Below are 26,983 nucleotides of genomic sequence, written 5' to 3' on the forward strand. Positions count from 1 at the left end.
GTATTATTATAGTTTTAATTATTCTTTTAAAAACGACTTAAATATAACACAAGCATTTACATCTCCGAATCCGAAACTTGCTTTTGCGATTACTTTCGGGGCATGATTTTTTGTTTCCCTCGGAATACAAGATTCTGAAATCATTTTAGAAATCTCTGGATGAATATCGTCACAGTTCACATTCTTAAACACTACCTGCTCTTTAAACTGCAATACCGTAGCAACACTTTCAATACTACCAGCCGCTGCCAAACAATGACCTACCGAACCTTTAAATGAATTGATATACGGAAAATCGTCATGTGCTCTTCCTAGCGCTTTGCTCCAGTTTTCTATTTCTAGTCCGTCTTTGGTTGTTGCAGTCAAATGTCCGTTAATGACATCAATATCCGAGGCTTCAATACCTGCATTAGTCACGGCATTTCGTATACAACGTTGTACTGCCATACTATTTGGTGCGGTCATAGATCCTTCGCCTAACTGTCCGCCGCTATTAATTTCACCTCCCAATACTTCAGCATATATATGTGCACCTCGTTTTTGTGCACTTTCTAAGGACTCCAACACCAATGCTCCTGCTCCACTACCAGGTATGAATCCGGCTGCAGTGGCACTCATGGGTCTACTTGCTTTCGTCGGATTGTCATTATAACCTCTTGGCAGAATTCGCATGGCATCAAAACCGCCCCATACATACGGACCACTATCACTACAACTACCGGTCAACATGATTTCTGCCTTACCCTGACTAATGCGGTCGTACGCCATTAGTATACCTTCTGTACCTGTTGTACATGCTGCGGAATTTGTTGTGACTTGATTTCCACAACCTAATAATCCGCCTAAATAGGCACTTATGCCGCTTGCCATGGTCTGTATTACCGAAGTACTACCAAGTCTACGTACATTTCCTTCATCTATTAAATGAATGGCTTCCCTAAACTTATCGACGCCTAAAATTCCGGTACCAAAAATGATTCCGCGATCCCAGCTAGGTTCATCGGTTGTGTTTTTTTCTAATCCGGCATCTTTCCAAGCATCTATACCGGCAATTACTCCGTATACAATTCCGGTAGCATTTAATCCTCTGCGTTCTAACGGGGTAAAATAATTATCTATGAGCTTATCTTTCACTAAAGGTTCACCAGCAACCTGACACCCAAAATCTAGCTTCTCTAGATTTGGTTGATGTCGAAGTCCGCTTTTACCCTCTAACAATGCATTTGTAAAATCGGTGAGACCTACACCATTTGGCGCACATACTCCTAAGCCTGTAATAACTACGCGTCTATTCATTCACTATACCTATCATGCCTGCCAAAACTCCCTTACAGACCAATTTATCATCTTCATTATACATTTTCACTTCACATTTTAGCTTTTGAAACCTAAAATATACCAATTCAGAAACTACCTTGACCCGTTCTCCAGGAAATACGGGTTGCAGAAATTCCATTTGAGAACTACTCATACCAATGCCTATATTTTGTAGTTCGGTCTTTTGACCTAATAAATAAATACCTAAACAGACCAAGCCAATTTGTGCGCAACATTCCGTTAAGATCACTCCCGGTGTTACGGGATTATTCTTGAAGTGCCCTTTGTAAAAATCCGCATCTGATGAAAACGTATAATTACCTTCAGCTCCTTTATCATTAATATTCAGAATTTCTTCCACAAATAGAAAAGGCTCTGAATATGGTAGTTGCTTCAATATCCAATTATAAGATTTTTTCATCATCTTCCTTATTACATCAAACTTTCGCCGCCATCAACTTTTATAACAGTTCCCGTAATCCAACTTGCTTCATCCATCGTTAATAAATACACTGCATTTGCTACGTCTTCGGGAGTAGTTAAGCGATTCTGTGGATTTCTTTTTAGCGCATTTTCTTTAATCTGCTCGTAACCGGGAATCATAGATAACGATTTGGTCATCGTGATACCTGCCTGTATACAGTTTGCTTTTATACCGATTGGTGCAAATTCCAATGCAATACTTCTGGTCAATGCTTCTAAAGCTACTTTAGCCACCGAAACGGCACTATAATTTGGTAATGCTTTGGTATTTCCTTCGCTTGTAAATGAAACTATACGTGTATCATCTGCAAATAAATTTGCCGTAACCAGTGCTTTTGTCCAATCGTACAAACTCAACGCCATGGCATCGAAAGTGATTCTAAAATCGGTGTCGACCAAGGTTGGTCTACTTTCTGAATACATAGGCTTAAGCGTTCCTTTTGCGACACTATGTACCAATACTTTTATTTGATGACCTTCTGGTAACTGTTGCTGAATATTAGAAATGATATCTGCTCGTTTTTCAGCATTCAATACATCTACATTCATCGCTATTAATTGATTACCAAAGGCACGAATTTCATCGAATCCTTTTTCAATCTCATCCATGGCTGCACGTCGATCTCGGTGCATGATTAAAATATGGTAACCGTGACTAGCCAATTTCTTAGCGGTAGCGAGTCCGAGTCCGCTACTTCCTCCCAATATTAAAGCCCAATAGGTATTTTTCATAGTTGTTCTTTGATTATACTACCATTCTATTAATACGCGTTGTGCCGAGAAACCGGGACCAAAACTCAGTATCAGCCCCTGTTCGCCTGCTGCTATTTCTTTTTCTAAAAAACGCTCTAACACGTATAAAACAGTAGCACTACTCATATTCCCATAAAGTCGTAATACCTCTCTGGTATCGTCAATATTCTTACCTAAAGCACCAAAAAGTGATTCTACGGTTTGCACTATTTTCTTTCCTCCGGGATGAAATATTAAATGATCAACATTCTGAATATCACTACCATATTTTTCTAAAAACGGATGTACGATTTCTGCAAAATGATTAGCTATCGTTTCAGGTACAGCCGGATCAAGAATCATTTTTAATCCGTGATTGGTTAAATCAAAACCCATCATTTCGGTAGCATCTTTAAAATGATACATTTCTTCCCCTATTATCTTCGGACCAACAGCATCTTCTTCTGACGATAATAGCACACAAGCCGCACCATCTCCAAATATTGCAGCACTCACCATGTTGGCCATCGAATAATCTTCTAGTTGAAATGTTGCAGTGGGACCCTCAACAGCAACCAAAGCAATACGCTTACCAGGATTTGATTTTAAAAAGTTGTGCGCATATATAAGACCTGAGACTCCTGCAGCGCAACCCATTTCAGTCACCGGAAGCCTTACCACATCTTGACGCATACCCAACTCATTAATCAAATAAGCATCTAAAGAAGGAATCATAATACCAGTACAGCTAACAGTAATGATATAATCGATTGAAGAAGCATTCCAATTACTTTTTTGTAGCGCGTTTCGAAGTACGTTCGTACCCATTCGCTTGGCTTCTTCACTATAAATCTTGTTTTTATCCTCAAAAGAAGTGGTTACAAATACATCTTCTGGTGGCATAATAGAATATCGCTTGTCTACTGCAGCACCTTCAAATATCTTAACGACCTTTCGTGAAAAACGCTCCTCTTGACCGCTCAACCAAAGTTCAACAAGGGGAATAATATCCTTGGTATCTTTTGAATACGGTGGCAATTCTTTCGTAACACTAACAATTCTTGTATGATTCATAGTTGCTCTTAATCTTCAATCTACTTATTTCTTTTGTAAAACCCATGCATATCTAAAAGCCCATTTCCATTTAATATGATGCGACGCATTGGTAACTTTATCAGCGAAATGCAATAATTCTTTCTTTATAAATGCCCTACGGATAGATAATAATCCGTCTTTCTTGGCAATTTCAGTTTTGATAAAAAACAAACTAAATACTTTGAACAAGTAATAGGCAACGGGGCTCCGTTCTAAATCATTAATTACTACACCCAAGTTTGCTATTTCTACAAAGCGATTTACAAACTCGACAACTCCTTCATCTGTAAAATGATGCAAGGTTAATGTCGTCATAACCACATCAACATTCCATTCAGAAAAATCAGTTTTTAAAATATCGGTATTCAAGTAACTAATTTCAGGGTAATCAGATGAATATTGTTGCGCTAATTGCAATCCTTGTTCGTTAAAATCTACTCCAATCAATTTGAGTTTTATATTCTTCTTTCTAGCAGCCAACGCCAGCTTTCTAAGCATGGTTCCTTCGGCGCAACCCATATCTAAAATCGTATACGATTCTTGTTTATTTTTTTCAAGTAACTTAAATACAGCGTCTAAGGTGATACCATAACCCCCAAGTAGCCTATTTACCCTATTGATGTCTTGCAGAATGGTTTCTAGCTCATTAGTCGTACCAGAAAAGGTATCCATGATCTCCACTTCGCTACTTCTTTGTGTAAAATCTACCATTACGATATTAATTCTCCATGGGTTTTAGAAATAATAAACTTCAATATTGATTTTGATTTTCCGACAGATTTAATTCCCATTGAAACTAATCTTTTATTCATTAATACGGACTGTAATTTTCTACCAAACCATAAACGAGCACTAAAAGCTTTTGACCACGCCTTTTTATAATCGTGTTCTAGGTCGCTACGTTTGTAATCTGATTCCCTAATATATTTTGATATTAGTTCAGAAGCAATCTTAGCGCTATGAATAGCCATTGCCATACCATTACCACAAAGTGGATGAATAAGACCTGCAGTATCGCCACACATAAGCATGTGGTCAACGACATTATCTTTCTGATCAAAGGCAATTTGGGCAATGGTCATAGGTTGTTCAAAAACAGGACTTGCATTTGATAAAAACTGTTTTAAAAATGGATTTTCTGCTACTACTGCAGCATTGAAACTTTGAACATCTTTATATTTTTTAAAACTTTCATAATTTACTAGATAACAGAAATTCACCACTCCAGTTTCCGTTTTTGAGAGTCCGCCATAACCGCCATTAAAATTGTGTAGCGTCACTAGGTCTTCTTGAAAATCTTCAAACTCATAATGTGCCTTTACCGCCAGCCACGATTGTTTTTTCTTACTGAATGCCCTATCTAAATTTTTATCTAAGACTGATCGTTTACCATAAGCTCCCATGGCTATTTTAGAAGAATAGCTATTAGACTTGGTTGTAATAGTGAAAATATCATTCTTGAATGCGGTTGCTATGACCTTCTCAAAGTAAAAAACAACGCCAAGCTCCTTTGCTCGTTCAAATAGCAAATTATCAAGCGCATATCTACTTATGCCGAATCCACCTAATGGTAAATCGGTCTCAACGATAAACCCGTCTTCTGTACTTATTTGAAATTGTGAAATATCTTTAGCTCCTGCAACCTTTAGGTCTACTCCTAACCGTTTTAAATACGGATCAATTTCTTTAGACACATATTCGCCACATACTTTATGATGCGGGTATTGCTGCATTTCAATCACAGCAACATCCAATCCTTCTGAAGCCAAATGAATAGCAGCAGTCAAACCCGCTAGTCCACCTCCAATAATAAGTATGCCGTGTTCTTTCACTGCATGGAAGTTACACCAAAAACAAAAAAGCCCTGCAAGTGCAGGGCTTTTATTTTAACTCAATACTAAAATTTGTATCTCTTAGTTCGTTTGTGTTTGTGCTTCTTGTTTTAAAGACTCACTAGCAACGATCGCTAGCTCAACACGTCTATTCTTAGCTTTACCAGCTGTAGTTGTATTGTCACCTACTGGTTGTGTTTCACCATACCACTTGGTATCAAAACGACTAGCATCTATACCTTGACTTATTAAATAGCTCGTAACAGATTCTGCTCTTTGCTTAGATAAGTTTAAATTATACTCCTCAGCACCTGCACTATCGGTATGACCTTCAACTAAAATATTAGATTGAGGATATTCTTTAAAAATACTTACTAGTTTATCTAGAGTAACTGCAGATGTACCTTGAACATTAGATTTATTGGTATCGAAATACACACCAGCTTCTTCGTTAAATGTTACATTAATACCTTCACCAACACGCTTTACTTCTGCACCAGGTATTTCTTCTTCAATACGTTCTGCTTGACGGTCCATTCTATTTCCAATATAACCACCGGCAGCACCACCTATTGCAGCACCTAAAATGGCACCAAGAGCCGTATTATTACCGCTACCAACATTATTCCCCAAGATTCCACCGATTACGGCACCTCCTGAAGCACCTATTACGGCACCTTTTTGTGTTTTATTTGCGTTTTTAACAGTACTACAGCTCATTACCAAGGCAAGAGCTAGAATGTAACTTGTTCTGCGTAATATCATTGTTTTCATATGCTTATTTTAAATTTTAAGTAGGTTTATTTTTTACTGAATTGGTAAACAACATTAATTGGCGCACCTTCTACCATAACATTAGATTTTAATGTCATAGCTGTTTCGGTAAGGTTTTCAATATTTAAACGATAACCGGCACCTCCAGAAATATCTTGATTTTTTTCGTTGATAGATTTGAACTGTAACTGGCTTGTGTAGTTTTCTTCACGTTCTACAACAGACCATCTTATATAACGGTCACCACCAGTACAAAATGTAGATTGGTTTATTGTGTATCTCCCAGTACTATTGTTGTCACGAAAGAACCACTCGCTGCCTTCTAGACATATATCTTCTACGTCATTAAATAATACCGCTTTTACATTACCGGTATTACCTTCAAAGGAAACATCATTTAAAGTCCATGTGCCACTTAGTAAATTTCTTTTTCCTCGAGCATCTTTAGACACTGAACATGAGGTTACAAAAAGTACAATACTAAATAGTAAAATTATTTTTTTCATAAGTAAAAAATTTAGGTTTGATCTATATACGTTGCTTGTTATTTTTTGGATGGATTAATTCTATTTATTCGACCAAATAACATTGCAAAGATGCTGCTAAATATAAATACCTATTACCTCTTTTAACATATTTCTTAACGGATTTACTTAATATGCGATAAGTTCTTTTAAATCAGATTCAAACCTAGACTTTGCCAGGTATTGCTCTTCAAGCTTTGTGTTAAAAGGGATCGGAGTCTCTAAACTACCTACTCTTTTTATGGGGCTATCTAAATACTCAAAACAATTTTCCATCACCATTGCTGAAATATCACTAGCGATGCCACCAAATAGACTGTCTTCTTGTAATATAATTAGCTTACCTGTTCGCTTTACCGAATCGTAAATTGCTTTGACATCTAATGGTTGTAACGTTCTTAAATCTAATAGATCTGCACGTATTTCTGTATTCTTTTTTAATGTTTCTAAAGCCCAATGAACGCCTGCACCATAAGATACAATGGTTATTTGATCACCTTGCTTCAAAAGACTAGCTTTCCCTAATGGTAAGGTATAATAATCAACGGGCACTTCTTGATACAAACTTCTATACAAACCTTTATGTTCAAAAAACAATACCGGATTTGGATCTTCTATCGAAGTTGCCAATAAGCCTTTTGCATCATACGGAAATGCTGGGTATACTACTTTTAAACCGGGAGTTTTGGTAAACCATGCCTCATTTGTCTGTGAGTGAAACGGACCAGCAGATACTCCGCCACCGCAAGGCATACGAATTACAACATCTGCATTCTCTCCCCATCTATAATAACTTTTAGCTAAATAATTTACTATGGGATTAAAACCACTACTTGCAAAATCTGCAAATTGCATTTCCATAACAGCCTTCATTCCGTTTATAGATAAGCCCATTGCAGCAGATACAATTGCCGATTCACATATAGGCGTATTACGAACACGCTCTTTACCGAAATCATTAACAAAGCCATCAGTAATTTTGAAGACACCACCATACTCGGCAACATCTTGCCCCATGATAACGAGGTTGTCAAATTTCTTCATTGACTGCCTTAATCCTTCAGATATAGCATCTACCAAACGAATATTAGTGATAAATTTACTTGGCTCAACTTCTTTTAAATCAAATTTTTGATAAACCTCACTTAATTCTTTGCTTTGATCAGGTATAATTGCCTCTTCGGCAAACGCTATTTTTAAATGTTCGTCGATTTCAGATTGAATATCTGCTTTATATTTAGCTATACTTTCATCTGTCAAGATGTTCTTACCTAATAAATATTGTGTGAAATTTTCTAATGGATCTTTCTCTGCCCAGGTATCTAAAAGCTCTTGAGGCACATATTTTGTTCCACTAGCTTCTTCGTGTCCGCGCATGCGAAAAGTCTTAAATTCTAACAAGATCGGTCTCGGGTTAATTCTCATATCCCTAACTAAATGAGCTACTTTGAAATACACTTCGAGAATGTTATTACCATCAATGATATGCGATTCCATACCGTAGCCAACTCCCTTATCTGCGATGTTCTCACATTTAAACTGTTCGTTGGTAGGTGTTGATAATCCGTAGCCATTGTTCTCAACACAGAAAAGCACGGGTAAACTCCAAACTGAAGCTACATTCAAAGCTTCATGAAAATCACCTTCACTTGTGGCTCCTTCTCCTGTAAAAACAGCGGTTACCTTCTTTTCATTTTTTAATTTATGTGCTAGGGCTATACCATCTGCAACACCTAATTGCGGACCCAAATGAGATATCATACCTACAATCTTAAACTCTTGAGTACCAAAATGAAAGCTACGATCGCGACCTTGGGTGAATCCGCTTGCTTTTCCTTGCCATTGCGTAAATAACCTATACAACGGCAAATCTCTTGTTGTAAAAACACCTAAGTTTCTATGCATAGGTAAAATGTACTCATCGCTGTTTAAGGCAGCAGTAACACCAACAGATATTGCCTCTTGACCAATACCACTAAACCATTTAGAGATTTTACCTTGTCGTAAAAGAATCAACATTTTCTCCTCTACCATTCGAGGTTTAAGCATTGATTTATAAAGCTTTAACTTAACATCTTTAGCTACTTTAAAATCGGTATAATTCATTGATTAGTCAGTTTTGGATATTAAATTATAAATGTAACAAAAATGTATCTAGAAAGTATAGAATACAACAACGCTATTAAATCGACAATAATTATTAATTTTACGTAAAATCTTTATAATATGAGCTTAGTACCTAGTGTTGATTTGTCGGATTTTCTTTCGGAAGACCCAAAAAGAAAACAGAAGTTTATTAATGAAATTGGAAAAGCCTTTGAAGAAATCGGATTTGTTGCTTTAAGCGGACATTTTTTGTCTGAAGAATTAGTAGATACCCTATATAGTGATATTAAAGAATTCTTCGATTTACCAGAGGATGTAAAAGACGGATACCAGATTGAAGGTATTGGTGGTCAACGTGGTTACACCTCATTCGGTAAAGAACATGCTAAAGGCAGAAAAGAAGGCGATTTAAAAGAGTTTTGGCATTTCGGACAATATGTTGAGGATAATGATGAGCTGGAAAAGGAATATCCTGCCAATGTAATGGTTAAAGAATTACCTGAATTTAATAAAGTAGGAAAGGAAACCTATAAAATGCTAGAGAAAACAGCGAGATACGTGTTACGCGCGCTAGCTTTACATTTAAATTTAGATGAATTCTATTTTGACAATTATATTAAAAATGGAAATTCAATTTTACGTCCTATACATTATCCACCTATAACTTCAGAACCTAAAAACGCAGTGCGAGCTGCAGCGCATGGCGATATTAACTTAATTACCTTGTTAATGGGAGCGCATGGTAAAGGACTTCAGGTTCAAAACCATGATGGCGAATGGGTAGATGCTATTGCAAGACCTGATCAATTAATGATCAATGTAGGTGATATGCTATCTCGCCTTACTAATAACAAATTGTTATCTACGATACACCAGGTGGTGAACCCACCAAGAGAATTATGGGGGACTTCAAGATACTCCGTTCCATTTTTTATGCATCCAGTGAGTGAAATGTCTTTAAACTGTTTAGAGAACTGTATAGATGATGAACACCCTAAATTGTATTCAGACATTACTGCTGGTGAATTTTTACATGAAAGATTAATCGATTTAGGATTAATCAAAAAATAGTCTATATGGATCTTAAAGACCAGTTAAAAAATCTATTTCCAGAGCACGAACCAGAAGAAACTCCCGTTGAAAAAAAAGCGGATAATGCTATTTGGCTTCAAGATGACCCTATCATTTGCAAGTACGAAAAGCGAAAGGGTAAACCAATTACAATTCTAGAAGGATACACTGGTGCCGATGAAGATTTTAAGAAATTAGCCAAAGAATTAAAGACCAAATTGAGCGTTGGCGGTAGTTTTAAAGAAGGTAAAATTATTATTCAAGGCGATTACAGAGACAAAATTATGGCAATATTGAAAGATAAAGGCTTCTCTGTTAAACGTGTAGGCGGATAATTTAGTAAAAATCACTACCTTGAAAGTTCCATTTGTTTTCTGTTAAATAATTTTATAACGTTGTTATTAGTATTATTTTTAATCTAATCAAACTAAAATCAATCCTGGTATGAGTTCTCTCTTGCACATTACCAATGGAGATGTTTTCACCGAACGTCTTCAAAAATTAAACTTAGATGGCGATGTCATCACTTGGCGCGAAATGCTATGTGAAGGACAAACACTACCTAATGTCGGTTCAGAAACATTTTGGAAAGCTCGTTTCGAGTTTCTCCATAAAAACTATAAAGTTTCAAAATCTTGGTTTATCGAAAAGACCCTTAAAGAATATAGGTCTCTTTGTAACCATAAACAACAAGATCATATCGTTCTTTGGTTCGAGTATGATCTTTTTTGTCAGGTAAATATGCTTGCCGTTATTAGCTGGCTATTAACACACAGAAAATATGCTCAAATATCTTTAGTGTGCAGTGGTAAAGAAGATGGTACCGATAAAATGTACAGCCTTAATGAGCTTACCAACGATCAATTATTAGGTTTATACAAGAATAAAAAGGTATTAACACAAGATGATACTGAGTATGCTGATTATGTTTGGCAATTGTACTGCAGCAATAATCCGATACGTTTAGAAAACCTTACCGATTTTAACGATTACCAATTCGATTATCTTGGTGATGCCGTAAAATCGCATTTAAAACGTTTTCCAAGTATTAACAATGGCTTAAATGAAATGGAAAATACCATTCTACAGCTTGCCATTGATAAGAAACCGAAATCAAAAAAGGAATACATTGATGTTTTACTGAAAAACCAAGGCAACTTAGGTTTTTCTAACACGCAATACGACCGTGCCCTTACTAGGCTAAAACCTTTGATTACAAGTCTAAACCCTGTTCGCCTTTCGAAAAAAGGTAAAGAGATTTTAGATGGTCAAACGAGTTATTATTCTTGCATTCAAGAAAACGATGTTTATTTAGGCGGTGCTTTAAAGTACAACTTTCTTTATAACACTTCTACGAACCGAATTTTAAAATTATAGCATGCAACTAAAGCCTGCTGAGCTTATCATCAATGAAGATGGTAGCATCTACCATCTTAACTTATTACCAGAAGATATTGCAACCACCATTATAACCGTTGGTGATCCAGATAGGGTGCATCAGGTATCTAAACATTTTGATACTATTGAGGTTAAAAAGGGCAAGCGTGAATTTCATACACATACCGGTCATTTGAACGGTAAACGTATTTCAGTGATTTCTACAGGAATCGGTACTGATAACATCGATATCGTTTTAAACGAATTAGATGCTTTGGTAAACATCGATTTCAAAACAAGAACTCTTAAAGAAAATCATACATCTTTAAATATTATAAGAATTGGTACTACTGGTGCCATACAACCAGATATTCCTATTGATTCTTTCTTGATCAGTAAATATTCAATTGGTTTTGACGGTCTTTTACATTTCTATGAGCATGATGAAATCAACTATCCAAAAATAGAAGATGAATTTATCGCCCACACTTCTTGGAATGCAAATAAAGCAAGACCATATGTACTCTCTTATTCTGAAAAGTTAGGAGAATTGTTTAGCGATAATCGTATACGATTAGGATTCACCGCAACAAACACAGGCTTTTACGGACCACAACAGCGACATTTGAGAATAAAACCTAGTCAAATGGAATTGATGGAGAAATTATCTACATTCGGTTACAATGATTTAAAATTGACCAATCTTGAGATGGAAACCTCGGGTATTTATGCACTTGCACAGCTATTAGGTCATGAAGCAGTATCATTAAACTGTGTAGTAGCAAATAGATCTACCGGCGAATTTTCTGCTACACCTGCCGAATCTGTCGATAATCTTATTGAATATTGCTTGAAACGATTGGCTTAACATACATTTACAATAATTTACTATTGTACTGCTTATTTTTACGCAAATCTTATCATGAAAAAAGACAACCTGAAGCATAGAGATATTAATTGGCTCTATTTCAATGAACGCGTTTTGCTTGAAGCTAAAAGTACAGACACGCCGTTATTAGAACGATTAAAATTCTTAGCTATTTTTTCTTCTAATTTAGATGAGTACTTTAAAGTACGTGTATCTCAACTTCGCCAAATTAAACATCTAGACAAAAAGTTTCGAAAGAAACTAATGTTTAAAGCAAATAGCACGTTACAACACATATTAAAAACAATCAATGAGCAACAGATTGAGTTCGGTAAAGTAATTAAAGCTACCCTTTCTGAACTTGAAGAACATCGTATATATGTTCGCAACACATCTAACTTTACAAACGAACAAAAACTATTCTTAGAAACGCTTTTTGATGAAAGCATTGAAGAATTTTGTTCTGTACATAAAGAAAACTTAGCATTAACCGATGGAGCGCTTTATTTAGCAGTTACACACTCAGGTAACAAATACAGTATTGTTGAAATACCGACAGAAAACCAAGAGCGTTTTATGGCTTTGCCGGGCGACGGACATCAATTTTGCTATTTAGATGATGCTATTAGGTTGAACATTCAAAAGTTATTACCTAACAAAGAAATTGATTCATGCTACTCTATCAAACTTTCTAGGGATGCCGAATTATATTTAGAAGATGACTACTCTGACCTAGAATTAGTTGAAAAAATTTATAATTCGTTGGATAAGCGCTTATACGGCCAGGCAACCCGTTTACTTTACGATGAAACTATGCCTAGCTGGTTAATAGATGCATTAAAGACGGACTTCAAGTTGGGTTCGGTAGATTTATCACCTGGCGGAGCATATCACAATTTATCTGACTTCTTTTCTTTTCCGCTTCCGAAAGGCACAGAACACTTACAATACCAAGAAAAACCAGCTTTACCACATCCAGAGTTAAGTTATAATAAGAATATCTTTGAAAGTATTGCAAGAAAAGACCGATTGGTACATTTTCCGTATCAAGATTTTAAAGTTGTCGAAGAATTTTTGACCGCCGCAGCTACAAATCCTCAGGTAAGTGCAATAAAAATGACTATTTATCGCATTGCAAAATCATCTTCTCTTGCAGATGCTATTTTAACGGCATTAGACAATAACAAGAAAGTCACCCTATTTGTTGAAGCCCAAGCTCGGTTCGATGAGGCTAACAATATTAAATGGGGTCGTATTTTCGAGGAAAAGGGTGCCAAAGTGATTTTTAGCATTCCGCAAGTAAAGGTGCATTCTAAAATAGCAATGGTTTACCGTAACGAAGAAGATAAAATAAAACGCTACGCCTACATCGGCACTGGTAATTTCAATGCTAAAACTTCTAAAATCTACTGTGATCACGGACTCTTTACTGCTGACAAGAAGATTACGAAAGATTTGGGTCAGGTATTTCAGGTATTGGAAAGAAAAATCATAGTACCAAAATTGAAACGCTTATTGGTATCGCCTTTTACGACAAGAATTACCTTTTTAAATCTTATTCAGAACGAGATTAATGCTGCTCGCGAAGGTAAAAAAGCTGCCATTACCGCTAAAATGAACAGTCTTGAAGATTCTGATATGATCAGGGCCTTATACAGAGCTGTGAATGCCGGTGTTGATGTTAGACTTATAGTTAGAGGTTTTTGTTGCTATCTAACTGCTAATGACAATCCAAACGAGGGAATGAAAGACAATGTTTTCATCACCAGTATTGTAGATCGTTATTTAGAACATGGCAGAATTTACCTCTTTGAAAATGGCGGAGATGAATTGATGTATATTGGTTCTGCAGATTGGATGACCCGAAACTTAGATAGAAGAATAGAGGTGTTGACCCCTATTCTAGACCCTGATATTTTTGATGAGTTAAAACATATTTTAACGCTACAGCTCAATGACAACCAAAAAGCACGTGTGTTAGATATAGAAAACTCTAATAAAAAGGTTGCTCAGGCTCCTGGTCAAGATGATATACGCTCACAATATGCTATTTACGAATACCTTAAAAATAAATTAGATGAAAACCGTTAAGATTATTGGTGTACCCGAACATTTTAACCTTCCGTGGCATTTAGCTATAGAAGAAGGCGCTTTTAAAGAAAGAGGCATCAATTTAGAATGGACAGAAGTACCTGAAGGTACTGGTAGAATGAGCGAAATGCTTAAAAATGAGGATACCGACCTTGCTATTATCTTAACCGAGGGGATCGTAAAAAGCATAACTGAAGGCAATCAAGTGAAAATTATTCAAGAATACATTGCCTCGCCCCTACTTTGGGGAATTCATGTAGACGCGAATAGCGCTTACACCTCTCTTAGCGATTTAAAAGACACTACAGCTGCAATTAGTCGTTACGGTAGCGGAAGCCACCTAATGTCTTACGTTCAAGCCACAAATATGGGCTGGGACACTGATAATTTGAAATTTAATTTAATAAATAATCTCGATGGGGCCGTTGAAGGTTTGTCTTCTGGCACTGCAGATTATTTTATGTGGGAGCGTTTTACAACAAAGCCGCTTGTGGATAGTGGTGTTTTTAAGCATTTAGGAAATTGCCCTACACCATGGCCATGTTTTGTTTTAGTCGGGACTAATTCATTTTTGAAGGAAAATGAGGGCATATTAAAGCATATTCTTGAAATCATCAACATGTATACGGTTGAATTCAAACAAATTCCGAGAATTGATTCTACGTTAGCAAACCGGTACCATCAAAAATTAGAAGACATACAAGAATGGCTGCAAATTACCGAATGGAGCCAAAAACAACTATCGGAATCTACATTGATTAAAGTTCAAAATACGCTGAAGGAACTTAATTTAATAGATAAATTAATTCCAGTTTCTGAAATTCTAAAGTGATATTTAGATAGCCGCTAAGCTGTAATGCTTTTGAATTAAGGCTTTAAAAGTTTCATCAGAAAGTGGTTTTTGTGCAAAATCAGCGATATACTTATTATCGGTTGCGCGCACTTTATCCTCTTTATTATCACTTATGGTAACAAGAACAATGGTAATTTGATCTTTTAATTTTTTAGGTACCAACTCTTCGTAAGCATCCATAAACTGCCACCCGTCCATTACTGGCATTCTCAAATCTAACATGACCATACATGGCAATTCTAATTGCTCTTGACCTTTTCCAAGAATGAAGTCTATAGCTTCTTGACCGTTAAGAGCAGAATTGACATTCACATCCATATCCAATTTATTGATAAAGATGGAATGTAAGAAGTTACTCGCATCATCATCGTCTACTAATAAAATAGTATTTAACCTTTCTAAATTATCCATTTGAGCTGTTATTTAAGTTAGAATTTAACATTGCGCCCCAAAGCGCAATCTAAATAAAAAGTGTTTAATAAATATCTAACTTACCACCTTATGTTTTTATTGCCTAAATCATCTAATATTTTATTACAAGATGAAAAATGTTTGTTTCCGAACCAATATCCGCGATTGGCACTTAATGGCGAAGGGTGTCCGGATGTCAACAAATAATGTCGCTCTGCATTGATAAGTTTTGCCTTTTTCTTAGCATAACCACCCCAAAGCATAAAAACGATGTGTGCGCTATTTTCTGATAGTTTTGAAATCACGGCATCTGTAAAAACTTCCCAACCTTGCTTTTGATGGCTTCCGGCTTCATGAGCTCTTACCGTAAGCGTAGCATTTAATAGCAGAACGCCTTGTTTAGCCCAACGTTCAAGATTACCGCTTTCAGGGTAAGGAATACCTAGGTCACTCTCAATTTCTTTGAAAATATTGATTAGTGAAGGAGGATGCTTAATACCATCTTTTACCGAAAAACATAAACCATTTGCTTGATCAGGACCATGATATGGGTCTTGACCAATGATAACCACTTTGGTGTCTTCAAATTCACAGTGATTAAAAGCAGAAAATATATCAGCATACTCCGGATAACACGTATGCTCCTCATATTCACGTTTAACAAATTGCATTAAATCTTTAAAATAGGGTTTGTCAAATTCTGACTGCAACTGATTTTTCCAACTCTTAACCAAATCAATATTCATGATGCTCATTCTTTTTATATATCAAAGTTACTGTTAACCCTGCTGTAAGACAATACCCAAATTCCTAGAACTATGGTTAATTTCACCCAACATAAATTAATAATTAGTATTTACACTGCATTTTATGAGTCCGACACTTTACTCATTTATAAAATTTCATTGTCAATGCGTACCTTTGCAGCTCATTAAAACATAACGTGGCTAACATACATTCCAAAACATTACAAGACTTAGAATTTCCTTCTGTATTAAAACAAGTTTCTGCGCGTTGTCATACAGAATTAGGTAAAGAAGCTGCATTAAAAATTGCACCATTTATCACTGACGAAGTTATTAAAGTAGAACTTGGCAAAACAGCCGAATATCTATCTTCTCTCATTAGTGAAAACCGTATTCCCAATCATGGTTTCGATGCAATAAATGCTGACCTAAAGCTTCTTAAGATTGAAAATACAACCTTAGAATTACAGGGATTTAAAAGAATTGCAAGCATTTGCACTACTGTTGCACAACACCAAAAATTCTTTAAAAAGTTCAGGGAGTATTATCCGCTATTCCATGATTTTGCTTTGAAACTGGAGCAGAACGCTGAAATTCCGATTTTAATCAACAATGTCATCGATCGTTTTGGTGAAGTAAAAGACAACGCATCTGATGAGTTGTTTACGATCAGAAGGCAAATAAACGCAGTTCGCGGAAAAATCAGTCAAAGCTTTGGTTCTGCCTTGAATACCTACCAAGCATCTGATTATTTAGATGAGATTAGGGAATCTGTTGTTGAGAACAGACGTGTTTTAGCAGTTAAAGCCATGTATCGCAAGAAAGTTAAGGGTGCCGTTATGGGCACATCAAAGACTGGAAGCATCGTTTACATAGAACCTGAAGCTGCTTTGAAATACAGTAGAGAGCTTAATAACTTAGAGTTTGAAGAAAAAGAAGAAGTACAGCGTATTCTTAAGCAGCTTACGAATCAGATAAGACCATTTAGAGCCCTTTTAAGCGATTATCAAGATTTTTTAACTCAAGTGGACGTTATTGCTGCAAAAGCTAAGCACGCAGAAGATATTGATGCCCTACTGCCTAGAATTAATTCAAACAATAGATTGTATTTGCGAGATGCATACCATCCGCTATTGTTTTTGAACAATAAGCGCAAGAATGAAAAGACATATCCGCAGACCATTGAATTGCATGAAGAAAATAGAATTATCGTAATTTCTGGACCTAACGCAGGCGGTAAAAGTATTACGTTGAAAACTATTGGTTTACTTCAAATAATGCTTCAAAGCGGCATGTTGATTCCCGTTCACGAAAGAAGTGAAGTTTGCTTCTTTAAAAAGATTTTAACGGATATTGGAGATAACCAAAGTATTGAAAATCATTTAAGTACGTACAGTTACCGCTTAAAGAACATGAACCAATTCTTAAAGCGATGCGACAATAACACTTTATTCCTAATCGATGAATTCGGTACTGGTAGTGATCCTGAATTAGGCGGTGCTTTAGCAGAAGCCTTTTTAGAAGTCTTTTATGAAAGAGGTTCGTACGGCGTTATTACCACACACTATGCAAACCTAAAAGCATTGGCGAATGAATTACCACATGTAACCAACGCCAATATGCTTTTTGATGGCAAAACTCTAGAACCTACATTTCAACTGATTTTAGGGCAAGCCGGTAGTTCATTTACGTTTGAGGTGGCGCAGAAGAACGGAATCCCCTACTCGCTTATTAATAAAGCGAAGAAGAAAATAGAGCGTGGCAAGGTTCGTTTCGATGCTACCATTGCCAAACTGCAGAAAGAGCGCAGTAAAATGGCTGAAACCGGCTCAAGATTAAAAGAAGAGGAGTCTAAAGCAAGAGATGAAAACGAAAGATTAGAAAAGCTAAATGCTAAAATCAAGTCTAAACTTGAGAACTACCAAGAGCTATACGACCACGACCAACGTATGATACAATTGGGCAACAAAGTAAATGTTGCTGCCGACAAATATTTTCAAGACAATAAGAAACGTCCTTTAGTATCTGAGTTATTGAGAATCGTTGAAACCGAGAATAGCAAAAGAAAGAAGAAGACTGCTAATCAAGCCAAAGCCGAACGTGTTAAAAAAGCAAAAGTCGCCGAAGAAGTTCAAAAAGAAGTAAAGGTTATTCGTGAGAAAAAGAAGGTGGAAAAGAAAAAAGCCATCTTTAAAGAAAAGAATAAACCAAGACCTGTTTTCAACATAGGTGACCGTGTTCGAATGTTAGATGGTAAAGCTGTGGGTAGCATTGATTCTCTTGAAAAAGGCAAGGCTATTGTTAATTATGGCATATTTACGACAAACGTAAGTGTAGACCAGCTAGAAATGGTTGAAAGGAAAAAATAATACTGTATTACAGTTAGTTATAAAAAATCGTATACGATTCAGTTAAAGCTATTAATACTGACTATAGTATTCATTTCAACTTATTCTCGAATGATTACTACTATTTTTATTATAAAACTGTTGTGAGATATTGATTAATTATTGTTTTAATTTTACAGTGTGAATTCAAATAAAAAAATCATTCTTTTTGATGGTGTTTGCAACTTATGCAACAGCAGTGTTCAGTTTGCTATAAAACGAGATGAAAATGATATTTTTAGATATGCTGCCATACAAAGCGAAACAGGAAAAAAGTTATTAGATGAACGTAATATTGATACTAATGAAATCGATTCCATTATTCTAATAGAGCCTAACATTGCTTATTACACTAAATCAACAGCTGCTCTCGAAATTGGTAAAGATTTGAAAGGACTGGGCACTATTTCTTCTATTTTACTATGGCTACCAGAGTCCTTCAGAAATATCGTATACGATTTTATTGCTGCAAATCGATACAAATGGTACGGTAAAAAGGAGGCTTGCATGATTCCTACGGAAGAACTAAAGAGCAAATTCATTTAAAATTTCTTATAAAACTTCGCTGCTAAACTATTTTTAATCCTTACACCAATACTTTTATCCCTATCACTTATTACTTCAAGCTTTTATAATTCAAAAACTTATCTTTTCGATGTTTATATTAAACATTGAATTACATGAGCGAAGTAAAAAGAAAACGATACAAGAAGAAAAGATATGTAGTACCAGTAACTATTATAATAGTACTTATCATAATTCGTTTATCGCTCCCCTACCTTGTAAAAAACTATGTAAACAATGTTCTCGCCGATATACCCGGGTATTATGGTCAAGTTGATGATATCGACTTATCCATAATTCGTGGTGCCTATACCATACATGGTATGTACTTAAACACCGTAAATGCGAATACCGAAATTCCCTTTCTAGATTTTAAGAAAACTGATATCTCTATTGAATGGAATGCGCTTTTTAATGGTAAAATCGTCAGTGAGATTGAAATGACTGAACCAACAGTAATTTACGTATTTGAAGATCAACAAGACACTACCGGTCAAGCCAATACCGAAGATTGGTCAAAAGCCCTTACTGATTTAGTCCCTATCGACATCAACCAACTGACGATTGAAAATGGAAAATTCGCTTTTTTACAACTACAAGCAGACCCAAATATTGACTTAAACCTGTCTAACGTACAATTATCGGCGTCTAACCTTAGAAATGTTGTGGAAAAAACAAGAACATTGCCCTCTAACATTCATGCAACAGCAACATCGATTGGTAATGGAAAAATGGTATTAGATGGCGATATGAATTTGGTAAAGGAGATTCCCGATATGGATTTATCTTTTAGCCTAGAAAATGCAAATGCAAAGGCTCTTAACGACTTTACCAACTATTATGCTGGTATTGACTTTGACGAAGGTTCTTTCGATTTATTCGGAGAACTAGCGATTGCCGATGGCTACATGAAAGGTTCTTTCAAACCAATTTTAAAGAATGCAAAGCTAATAGGTAAAGACGACGGATTTCTAAAAACCCTTTGGGAAGGGTTTGTAGGCTTTTTTAAGTTTGTTCTCAAAAATCACAAGAATGATACCCTTGCTACCAAAATACCCGTTGAAGGGGATTTAAACAACGTAAAAACAAAGATTTGGCCAACAGTAACGAGAATATTTAGAAATGCATGGATTCAAGCCTATAAAAACGTTGCAGATGACGACCTTGATTATCAAGATGCCACCGAAGGTGCCGATAAATTGGATAAAAAAAAATCTAAAAAGAAATAATTTTACTTTTTATAATTATCATCCCAATTCTTGACTTTAGGTTCATGTAATTTGCCTACAGATTTCGCTACCATCATTGATACGGTTGCATCACCAGATACGTTTATAACCGTTCTACACATATCCAAAGGTCTATCTACAGCAAATATTAATGCTAAGCCTGCCTCTGGTATACCTGCTTGCGCCAGAACTATGACTAACATTACCATACCAGCTCCAGGAACTGCAGCACTACCTATAGAAGCTAAGGTTGCTGTAACTATAATTCCTAATTGCGCTGACAAACTTAAATCCATTCCAAAAGCTTGTGCAATAAATACTGCGGCAATAGCCTGATACAAACTAGTACCATCCATATTTATAGTAGCACCAATTGGTAACACAAAACTTGTTACCTCTTCGTCTACACCTAAATGCTCTTCTACCCTTTCCATGGTTACTGGTAAGGTAGCTGCGCTTGAACTCGTTGAAAATGCTAGTAGTTGAGCCGGAGACATACCTTTCATAAATGTATTTGGAGATGTTTTCGTAAACACCCAAACTAAAAGTAGATATACACCTAACATTAACGATAGCCCCAAAACAACACAGAAAGCGTACCATGCCAATGCCTTAAATAAATCTAAACTAGGTGATTCCACCACTAAAGCTGCTAATAATGCAAAAACACCAAATGGTGCTGCTAACATGATAAGGTCTATCATTTTCAGAATTACCTCATTGAAGCCATCAAAAAACTTTTTAACCGGTGTTGCCTGTTCTTCTGGAATCAATATTAAACCTATACCAAAGAAAATGGCAAAGAATATAACCTGTAACATATTGCCATTGTCAGAAGCTGCCGCAAAAATATTACTTGGCACTAAGTCTTCTAAAGCCTGTAAAGGTCCGGCTTCTTTTTGCTTATCTGCTTTTGTTTTAATGGCATCTGCATCACCTTTGTAATTTTCAACTAGTTCAATACGTGTTTCCTCACTTATTGAAGCACCTGGTTTTACAATGTTTACGACACCTAAACCAATAGTAACCGCGATAACTGTGGTGGCGATATAGATTCCTATAGTACGACCACCCATTTGAGAAAGTTTAGAGATATCCTTTAAATCAGATACTCCTTTAATCAATGAACCTAAAATTAACGGAACGGCGATTAGCTTTAATGAGTTGATGAAAATATTACCAAAAGGCTTGATCCAATCTGAAATGAATTTTGGTCCCCATTCTAATTGAACCATGGCTAAAGCAAATAAAACCCCCGCTAACATTCCTATTAGAATTTGCCAATGCAACTCAAGCTTCCTCATATATAAATTAGTTTAGGGAAGTAAGATAGTATTTTGCAGGGAAAAGTGCTAAAAACGCAACCTATAATTTAATAGACCGGTTTAATAGGGTGTAATCTGCCAAAACCAATGCGGTCATCGCTTCGACTATAGGCACTGCTCTAGGTACTACGCAAGGATCATGTCTACCCTTACCCTGTGTTTTAATGGTATTACCCTCTTTATCAATTGTTTCGTAGCCTTGAATTACGGTTGCAACCGGCTTAAAAGCTACGTTGAAATAGATATCCATTCCGTTACTTATTCCGCCTTGAATACCACCACTATAGTTGGTTTTTGTAGAACCGTCATTATTAAATTGGTCGTTGTGTTCACTGCCTTTCATCTTAACACCTTCAAAACCGCTACCATACTCAAAGCCTTTTACAGCATTTATAGATAACATTGCCTTACCTAATTCAGCATGAAGTTTGTCAAAAACCGGTTCTCCTAAACCAATCGGTACATTTTTGGCTACACAGGTAATAACTCCGCCAATGGTATCACCGTCTTTTTTAATGGACTTGATATAATCTTCCATCTTTGCTGCCATTTCTACATCCGGGCAACGTACATCATTCGATTCTGTTAAAGATAAATCTAATTCGGTATAATGCTTACCTAAATTCATATCTCCTACTTGAGATACAAATGCTTGAATTTCTATTCCTTTTAAAAACTGCTTTGCAATAGCACCGGCTACTACTCTACTTGCCGTTTCACGAGCAGAACTTCTACCACCACCACGGTAATCTCTAAAACCATACTTCTTATCATACACATAATCTGCATGCGATGGTCGGTACGAATCTTTTATGTGTCCGTAATCCTTAGATTTTTGATTTGTATTATGAATAGCAAAGCCAATTGGCGTTCCTGTAGTTTTACCTTCGAATATTCCAGAATAAAACTCTACTTCATCTGGCTCTTTTCTCTGAGTAACAATAGCTGATTGCCCTGGTTTACGACGATTAAGATCATTTTGTATGGCATCAAAATCTAATTCTATTTCTGACGGACAGCCATCTATAACTCCTCCGATTGCTTTTCCGTGAGATTCTCCAAAAGTGCTTACCCTAAATATATTTCCGAAGGTATTTCCAGCCATAATAAATGCATTCTAAATGATATAATACTGATTGCAATACTTACCAATCAACCGACTTCAAAGGTAAATGTTAAATGCTGGAAAGAAAAATTTTAAAAGCGCATAATATTAGCTTAACCTTACTCATTTGTGATAATGATAATTTAACCTTATGATTAAAAATTGTTGACCCAGTAAGCAACTACTGCATATGCAATTAGGTTTAATTTTGTCCTAAAATTTATCCCCTTGAAAAAACGACGTCTTGAAATAGTTGTGCTTTCTGATATTCACTTAGGTTCTTATGCCTGTCATGCAGAAGAATTACTAACATACCTATCTAGTATTGACCCAAAAATATTAATTCTTAATGGCGATATACTAGACGCTAAGAAAATGCGGAACAATTACTTTCCTCCTTCTCATTTAAAAGTAGTCAAGAAAATATTTTCACTAGCTTCAAAAGGTACTGATGTACACTATATCACCGGTAACCGCGATGAACCTTTTCGTAAGATTGATGAGATTTATATGGGAGCAATAAAAGTTTCTAATAGATTATCATTAAAACTGAACGGAAAAAATACGCTTTTTTTTCACGGAGACATTTTCGATTTTTCATTTCGACACTCTCAATGGCTTTTAAATTATGGAGGTACAGGTTTTGACTTGCTCTTAAAACTTGCAAAACTCAAAACCAAAACGATGAACCTTTTTGGCAAGAAGAACAAACCCTTCTCAAATCCGGAATTGGAAAATGGGGATCGTGATCCTGAGCAAATAGCCCTTTTCGAGAAAAACGTAGCCAAAATGGCAATTAAACAGCGTTATGACCATGTTGTATGCGGACATAGCCATGCACCGAACAAACAACTTTTTGAAACGAAGAAGGGAGAATGTCTTTACCTAAATTCTGGAGATTGGGTAAAACACATGACCGCCCTTGAATATTCTTTTAAACGTTGGAAACTTTACCGTTACGAAAACGATAAGCTTGCTACGTTCTACATGGACGAAGAACTTAAGTCTATGAATATGAATGAGCTTATTGAAACAATTACACAACGAAAGACAAGAGAATTAAATAATCAAAAAGAGAAAGACGGACTTACAGATTAGTTATTACACCAAAGCTTTTTTCAATATACTTACCGGATGCTGTGCTATTCTCTTTGTACCATCAAATATTTGATGCCTACAACTTGTACCGTTGGCAGCGATAATTGTCTCTGGAGTTGATTTATAGACCGCAGGGAATAATTTTAATCCGCCAATTTTCATACTAGTTTCATAATGCTCTTCTTCATATCCAAAAGAACCAGCCATACCACAACAACCAGATGCTATAATGGTCACCTTATAATTTGTTGGCAGATTCAATACATCAAAAGTTACCTTCTGGTTACTCAACGCTTTTTGATGACAATGATTATGAATTTTTATATCTCTAGCTTCAGCTGTAAAATCAGACGAATTTAGATTGCCTTCTGCTATTTCTTTTGCTAGAAACTCTTCTATCAAAAATGAATTATCAGCTATTTTTTGAGCCATGTCTTTATCTGATGTCATACGTTTGTATTCATCTCTAAAAGATAAAATTGCCGAAGGCTCTAAACCCAAAACTGGCAAACCAGCTTCTGCGAACTTTTTTAATTCTTGAATATTCTTAATTGCCAACTTCTGAGCTTGTTTTAAAAAGCCTTTTGATAAAAATGTTCTACCGCTTTCTGCATAATACAATTCAATATCGTAGCCAAGTTTGGTTAATAGCTCAATAGCATCCTTACCAACCTCAATATCTAAGTATTTAGTAAATTCATCTATAAATAAAACTACTTTTCTCTTAGACTTAGTATTTTGATTACCATATTCTTGAAGGTGTTTATCGAAATTAAAGCTATAAACCTTAGGCAAAGTACGTTCTTTGGCTACTCCGCTCATCTTTTTTAACAATCCGCCTAGAAATTTGGAGTCATAAATAGCATTTGTCAAACCAGAAACCTTACTTCCTAATCCGTTTAACTTAGTGTTATAAGCAAACAATTTTCCTCGTAAAGAATAGCCATTTGCTTCTTGATATTGATATAAAAACTCTGCTTTCAAAGTGGCTACATCTACATTACTAGGGCACTCGCTTGCACATGCTTTACAACTTAAACAAAGGTCAAACGCCTCTTTAATTTCAGGACTATCAAAACTATTCTTTGCTGTGCTATTCGGGTTCGTTAAAAACTCTCTTAGCGTATTAGCTCTACCCCTCGTGGTATCTTTTTCATTTTTGGTTGCATGATAACTAGGGCACATACCACCGTTCATATGATGGGTCTTTCTACAGTCACCACTACCATTACATTTTTCTGCAGCCTTAAGTATACCTTCACTATCAGAAAAATCCATTAATGTCTTAATCTCTGGTTCTTTGCGGTCTACCTCATATCGAAATGACTTATCCATTGGGTAAGCATCTACAATTTTACCGGGATTGAATATGCCCTTAGGATCAAAATAAGATTTAATTCTTCTTAAAAGTTCATAGTTCTTATCACCTATCATTAATGGTATAAACTCTGCACGAACAATACCATCGCCATGTTCACCACTAAACGAACCTTTATATTTTTTAGTTAGTTTAGCAACATCGGTTGTAATGTCTCTAAAAAGACCTACATCGCTCGATTTCTTTAGGTTTAGAATAGGTCTTAAATGCAATTCACCTGCCCCTGCATGAGCATAGTATACCGCGCTTTGACCATAACCCTTCATTATTACAGAAAACTCTGCTATGAAATCTTTAAGGTCTGGCAAAGCTACCGCAGTATCTTCTATACAGGCCACAGCTTTCATATCACCTACTATATTACCCAGCAAACCTAAACCTGCCTTACGCAATTCGATTGCTTTTGGTATTTGATCTCCAAATAATACAGGATTGGCATAACTGAGTCCCGATTTCGCTATCGTCTTTTGTAACGAAGCAACAGCCTCTTTCAATTCAGCTTCTGTATGCGCTGATACTTGCAGCATTAATAATGCTGCGGGATCACCTTCTACAAAAAACCGATTTGCTAATTGGGCACGGTTATTCTTCGTACAATCTAAAATGACTTTATCCATCATTTCGCACAATTGCAATGGGTGTTTCATAACAGGAACAACATCCATTAAACAATCTTCTAAAGACGTATAATGCGTAACGACCATTGCCGATAATGCTGGCGGCAAATCATTTAATTGAACCGTAATTTCTGTTGTAAAAGCTAATGTACCTTCACTACCACATAGCAATTCTGCCATATTAAAGTATGATAAATCACCACCAAACATATCAGACTTCAATAACTCGTCTACAGCATAACCTGTATTTCTTCTATGTATTTCTGGCTTTGGAAAATGTGCTGCTATCTCAGAAGCTATATCATTATTATCTAGTTCTTTAAATATACTATTATAAAGTGATGCCTCAAGCGTCTGTTCTTGCTGCTTTTGCTTGAATTCTGATGCTGTTATTCTTCCAAATTCAGCCTCACTACCATCTGATAAAATGGTTTTCATTGAGATGACCTTATCTCTGGTAACCCCGTATTGTATTGAAGTTGTACCCGATGAATTGTTACCGACCATACCACCGATCATACATCTATTTGAAGTTGATGTATTAGGACCAAAAAACAACCCGAAAGGTTTTAGATATTGATTAAGCTCATCTCTAATTACACCTGGCTGAACAGTTACTTGTTTCTTTTCTTGATCTAGGCTTATGATTTCTGTAAAGTGTTTTGACACGTCAACAACTAAACCATCACCTACACATTGCCCAGCTAAAGATGTACCTGCAGTTCTTGGGATAAGACCAATATTTTCATGATTGGCAAATCGTATAATTTTTTTAATATCATCAACACTTTTTGGGAAAGCAGCCCCTAAAGGTATTTTTCTATATACAGATGCATCTGTAGCGTAAATAGTCTTGGTAAGATTATCAAATCGTACTTCTCCCTCTATATCTTGTCGTAACTTTGACAGCGAATTATTATCCAACGTAACACAATTTTGATTGCTAAATTAAGTTTTATTGTGTGAGCTACATTACAAATCGGCTCATTTTTCATCACAA

The 26,983-nt window shown here is 36.0% G+C and carries 24 protein-coding genes; 10 read left to right on the plus strand and 14 right to left on the minus strand.

Annotation, left to right across the window (positions count from 1 at the left end):
• Positions 1-18 precede the first annotated feature (18 nt).
• The 9 genes from ACJJVT_RS05775 to ACJJVT_RS05815 form a co-directional block, all read right to left on the minus strand.
• Positions 19-1,296 (minus strand): beta-ketoacyl-[acyl-carrier-protein] synthase family protein, encoded by a 1,278-nt coding sequence (locus ACJJVT_RS05775; RefSeq protein ID WP_405397172.1) that lies wholly within the window; start codon positions 1,294-1,296, stop codon positions 19-21.
• Complete coding sequence (locus ACJJVT_RS05780) at positions 1,289-1,738, minus strand: 3-hydroxyacyl-ACP dehydratase FabZ family protein (protein ID WP_405397173.1); 450 nt, start codon at positions 1,736-1,738, stop codon at positions 1,289-1,291. The genes ACJJVT_RS05775 and ACJJVT_RS05780 overlap by 8 nt, the downstream gene beginning before the upstream one ends.
• 11 nt (positions 1,739-1,749) lie before the next feature.
• Positions 1,750-2,532: an enoyl-ACP reductase gene (locus tag ACJJVT_RS05785; RefSeq protein WP_405397175.1), complete on the minus strand. Its 783-nt coding sequence runs from the start codon at positions 2,530-2,532 to the stop codon at positions 1,750-1,752.
• An 18-nt stretch (positions 2,533-2,550) separates the two neighbouring features.
• On the minus strand, positions 2,551-3,606 hold the full coding sequence (locus ACJJVT_RS05790; protein ID WP_405397176.1) for a type III polyketide synthase: 1,056 nt from the start codon (positions 3,604-3,606) through the stop codon (positions 2,551-2,553).
• 24 nt (positions 3,607-3,630) lie between these two features.
• Positions 3,631-4,338, minus strand: a complete 708-nt coding sequence (locus tag ACJJVT_RS05795) for a methyltransferase domain-containing protein (RefSeq protein WP_405397177.1) — start codon at positions 4,336-4,338, stop codon at positions 3,631-3,633.
• The gene (locus ACJJVT_RS05800; RefSeq protein ID WP_405397178.1) at positions 4,338-5,459 is read right to left on the minus strand and encodes an NAD(P)/FAD-dependent oxidoreductase; all 1,122 of its coding nucleotides are present in this window, start codon (positions 5,457-5,459) and stop codon (positions 4,338-4,340) included. Before ACJJVT_RS05800 ends, ACJJVT_RS05795 begins: the two co-directional genes overlap by 1 nt.
• An 81-nt stretch (positions 5,460-5,540) precedes the next feature.
• Entirely contained in the window at positions 5,541-6,233 is a 693-nt protein-coding gene (locus tag ACJJVT_RS05805; RefSeq protein ID WP_405397179.1) for an OmpA family protein, read from the minus strand.
• Positions 6,234-6,259: 26 nt separating this feature from the next.
• Positions 6,260-6,739, minus strand: a complete 480-nt coding sequence (locus ACJJVT_RS05810; protein ID WP_405397180.1) for a membrane lipoprotein lipid attachment site-containing protein — start codon at positions 6,737-6,739, stop codon at positions 6,260-6,262.
• A 147-nt stretch (positions 6,740-6,886) separates the two neighbouring features.
• Positions 6,887-8,863: a thiamine pyrophosphate-dependent enzyme gene (locus tag ACJJVT_RS05815; RefSeq protein ID WP_405397181.1), complete on the minus strand. Its 1,977-nt coding sequence runs from the start codon at positions 8,861-8,863 to the stop codon at positions 6,887-6,889.
• 120 nt (positions 8,864-8,983) lie between these two features.
• Between ACJJVT_RS05815 and ACJJVT_RS05820 the strand changes: the two genes are divergently transcribed.
• The 6 genes from ACJJVT_RS05820 (at position 8,984) to ACJJVT_RS05845 (ending at position 15,102) form a co-directional block, all read left to right on the plus strand.
• The gene (locus tag ACJJVT_RS05820; protein ID WP_405397182.1) at positions 8,984-9,934 is read left to right on the plus strand and encodes an isopenicillin N synthase family dioxygenase; all 951 of its coding nucleotides are present in this window, start codon (positions 8,984-8,986) and stop codon (positions 9,932-9,934) included.
• A gap of 5 nt (positions 9,935-9,939) precedes the next feature.
• Positions 9,940-10,269, plus strand: a complete 330-nt coding sequence (locus tag ACJJVT_RS05825; protein WP_405397184.1) for a translation initiation factor — start codon at positions 9,940-9,942, stop codon at positions 10,267-10,269.
• Between the two features lie 109 nt (positions 10,270-10,378).
• Entirely contained in the window at positions 10,379-11,311 is a 933-nt protein-coding gene (locus ACJJVT_RS05830; RefSeq protein ID WP_405397186.1) for a DUF1835 domain-containing protein, read from the plus strand.
• 1 nt (position 11,312) lies between these two features.
• Positions 11,313-12,179 carry a nucleoside phosphorylase gene (locus ACJJVT_RS05835; RefSeq protein WP_405397187.1) on the plus strand — a complete coding sequence of 289 codons (867 nt, stop codon included), beginning with the start codon at positions 11,313-11,315 and terminating at the stop codon, positions 12,177-12,179.
• 54 nt (positions 12,180-12,233) lie between these two features.
• Positions 12,234-14,270, plus strand: coding sequence for a polyphosphate kinase 1 (gene ppk1 / locus ACJJVT_RS05840; RefSeq protein WP_405397188.1), 2,037 nt, complete (start codon positions 12,234-12,236; stop codon positions 14,268-14,270).
• Positions 14,257-15,102 (plus strand): substrate-binding domain-containing protein, encoded by an 846-nt coding sequence (locus ACJJVT_RS05845; protein ID WP_405397189.1) that lies wholly within the window; start codon positions 14,257-14,259, stop codon positions 15,100-15,102. The genes ppk1 and ACJJVT_RS05845 overlap by 14 nt, the downstream gene beginning before the upstream one ends.
• Before the next feature lie 3 nt (positions 15,103-15,105).
• Here the strand turns inward: ACJJVT_RS05845 and ACJJVT_RS05850 are convergent, their stop codons facing one another.
• Positions 15,106-15,534 (minus strand): response regulator, encoded by a 429-nt coding sequence (locus ACJJVT_RS05850; RefSeq protein ID WP_405397190.1) that lies wholly within the window; start codon positions 15,532-15,534, stop codon positions 15,106-15,108.
• Between the two features lie 80 nt (positions 15,535-15,614).
• On the minus strand, positions 15,615-16,280 hold the full coding sequence (locus tag ACJJVT_RS05855; protein ID WP_405397191.1) for a uracil-DNA glycosylase: 666 nt from the start codon (positions 16,278-16,280) through the stop codon (positions 15,615-15,617).
• Positions 16,281-16,477: 197 nt separating this feature from the next.
• On the opposite strand from ACJJVT_RS05855, the gene ACJJVT_RS05860 reads away from it, so the two are divergent.
• The 3 genes from ACJJVT_RS05860 (at position 16,478) to ACJJVT_RS05870 (ending at position 20,460) form a co-directional block, all read left to right on the plus strand.
• Positions 16,478-18,649, plus strand: a complete 2,172-nt coding sequence (locus ACJJVT_RS05860) for an endonuclease MutS2 (RefSeq protein ID WP_405397193.1) — start codon at positions 16,478-16,480, stop codon at positions 18,647-18,649.
• Between the two features lie 159 nt (positions 18,650-18,808).
• Complete coding sequence (locus tag ACJJVT_RS05865; RefSeq protein WP_405397195.1) at positions 18,809-19,213, plus strand: thiol-disulfide oxidoreductase DCC family protein; 405 nt, start codon at positions 18,809-18,811, stop codon at positions 19,211-19,213.
• A gap of 134 nt (positions 19,214-19,347) precedes the next feature.
• On the plus strand, positions 19,348-20,460 hold the full coding sequence (locus ACJJVT_RS05870; protein WP_405397197.1) for a DUF748 domain-containing protein: 1,113 nt from the start codon (positions 19,348-19,350) through the stop codon (positions 20,458-20,460).
• A gap of 2 nt (positions 20,461-20,462) precedes the next feature.
• On the opposite strand, the gene ACJJVT_RS05875 is transcribed toward ACJJVT_RS05870, so the two are convergent.
• Both ACJJVT_RS05875 and aroC read right to left on the minus strand, forming a co-directional pair.
• Entirely contained in the window at positions 20,463-21,764 is a 1,302-nt protein-coding gene (locus ACJJVT_RS05875) for a dicarboxylate/amino acid:cation symporter (RefSeq protein ID WP_405397199.1), read from the minus strand.
• A gap of 61 nt (positions 21,765-21,825) precedes the next feature.
• A complete protein-coding gene (gene aroC / locus ACJJVT_RS05880; RefSeq protein WP_405397201.1) occupies positions 21,826-22,890 on the minus strand; it encodes a chorismate synthase in 1,065 nt (354 codons plus the stop codon).
• Positions 22,891-23,118: 228 nt separating this feature from the next.
• On the opposite strand from aroC, the gene ACJJVT_RS05885 reads away from it, so the two are divergent.
• On the plus strand, positions 23,119-23,988 hold the full coding sequence (locus tag ACJJVT_RS05885; protein ID WP_405397202.1) for a UDP-2,3-diacylglucosamine diphosphatase: 870 nt from the start codon (positions 23,119-23,121) through the stop codon (positions 23,986-23,988).
• 3 nt (positions 23,989-23,991) lie between these two features.
• On the opposite strand, the gene ACJJVT_RS05890 is transcribed toward ACJJVT_RS05885, so the two are convergent.
• A complete protein-coding gene (locus tag ACJJVT_RS05890; RefSeq protein WP_405397203.1) occupies positions 23,992-26,907 on the minus strand; it encodes an FAD-binding and (Fe-S)-binding domain-containing protein in 2,916 nt (971 codons plus the stop codon).
• Positions 26,908-26,983 lie beyond the last annotated feature (76 nt).

This window comes from Maribacter sp. Asnod2-G09 (genome assembly GCF_045063795.1).
GTDB lineage: Bacteria > Bacteroidota > Bacteroidia > Flavobacteriales > Flavobacteriaceae > Maribacter.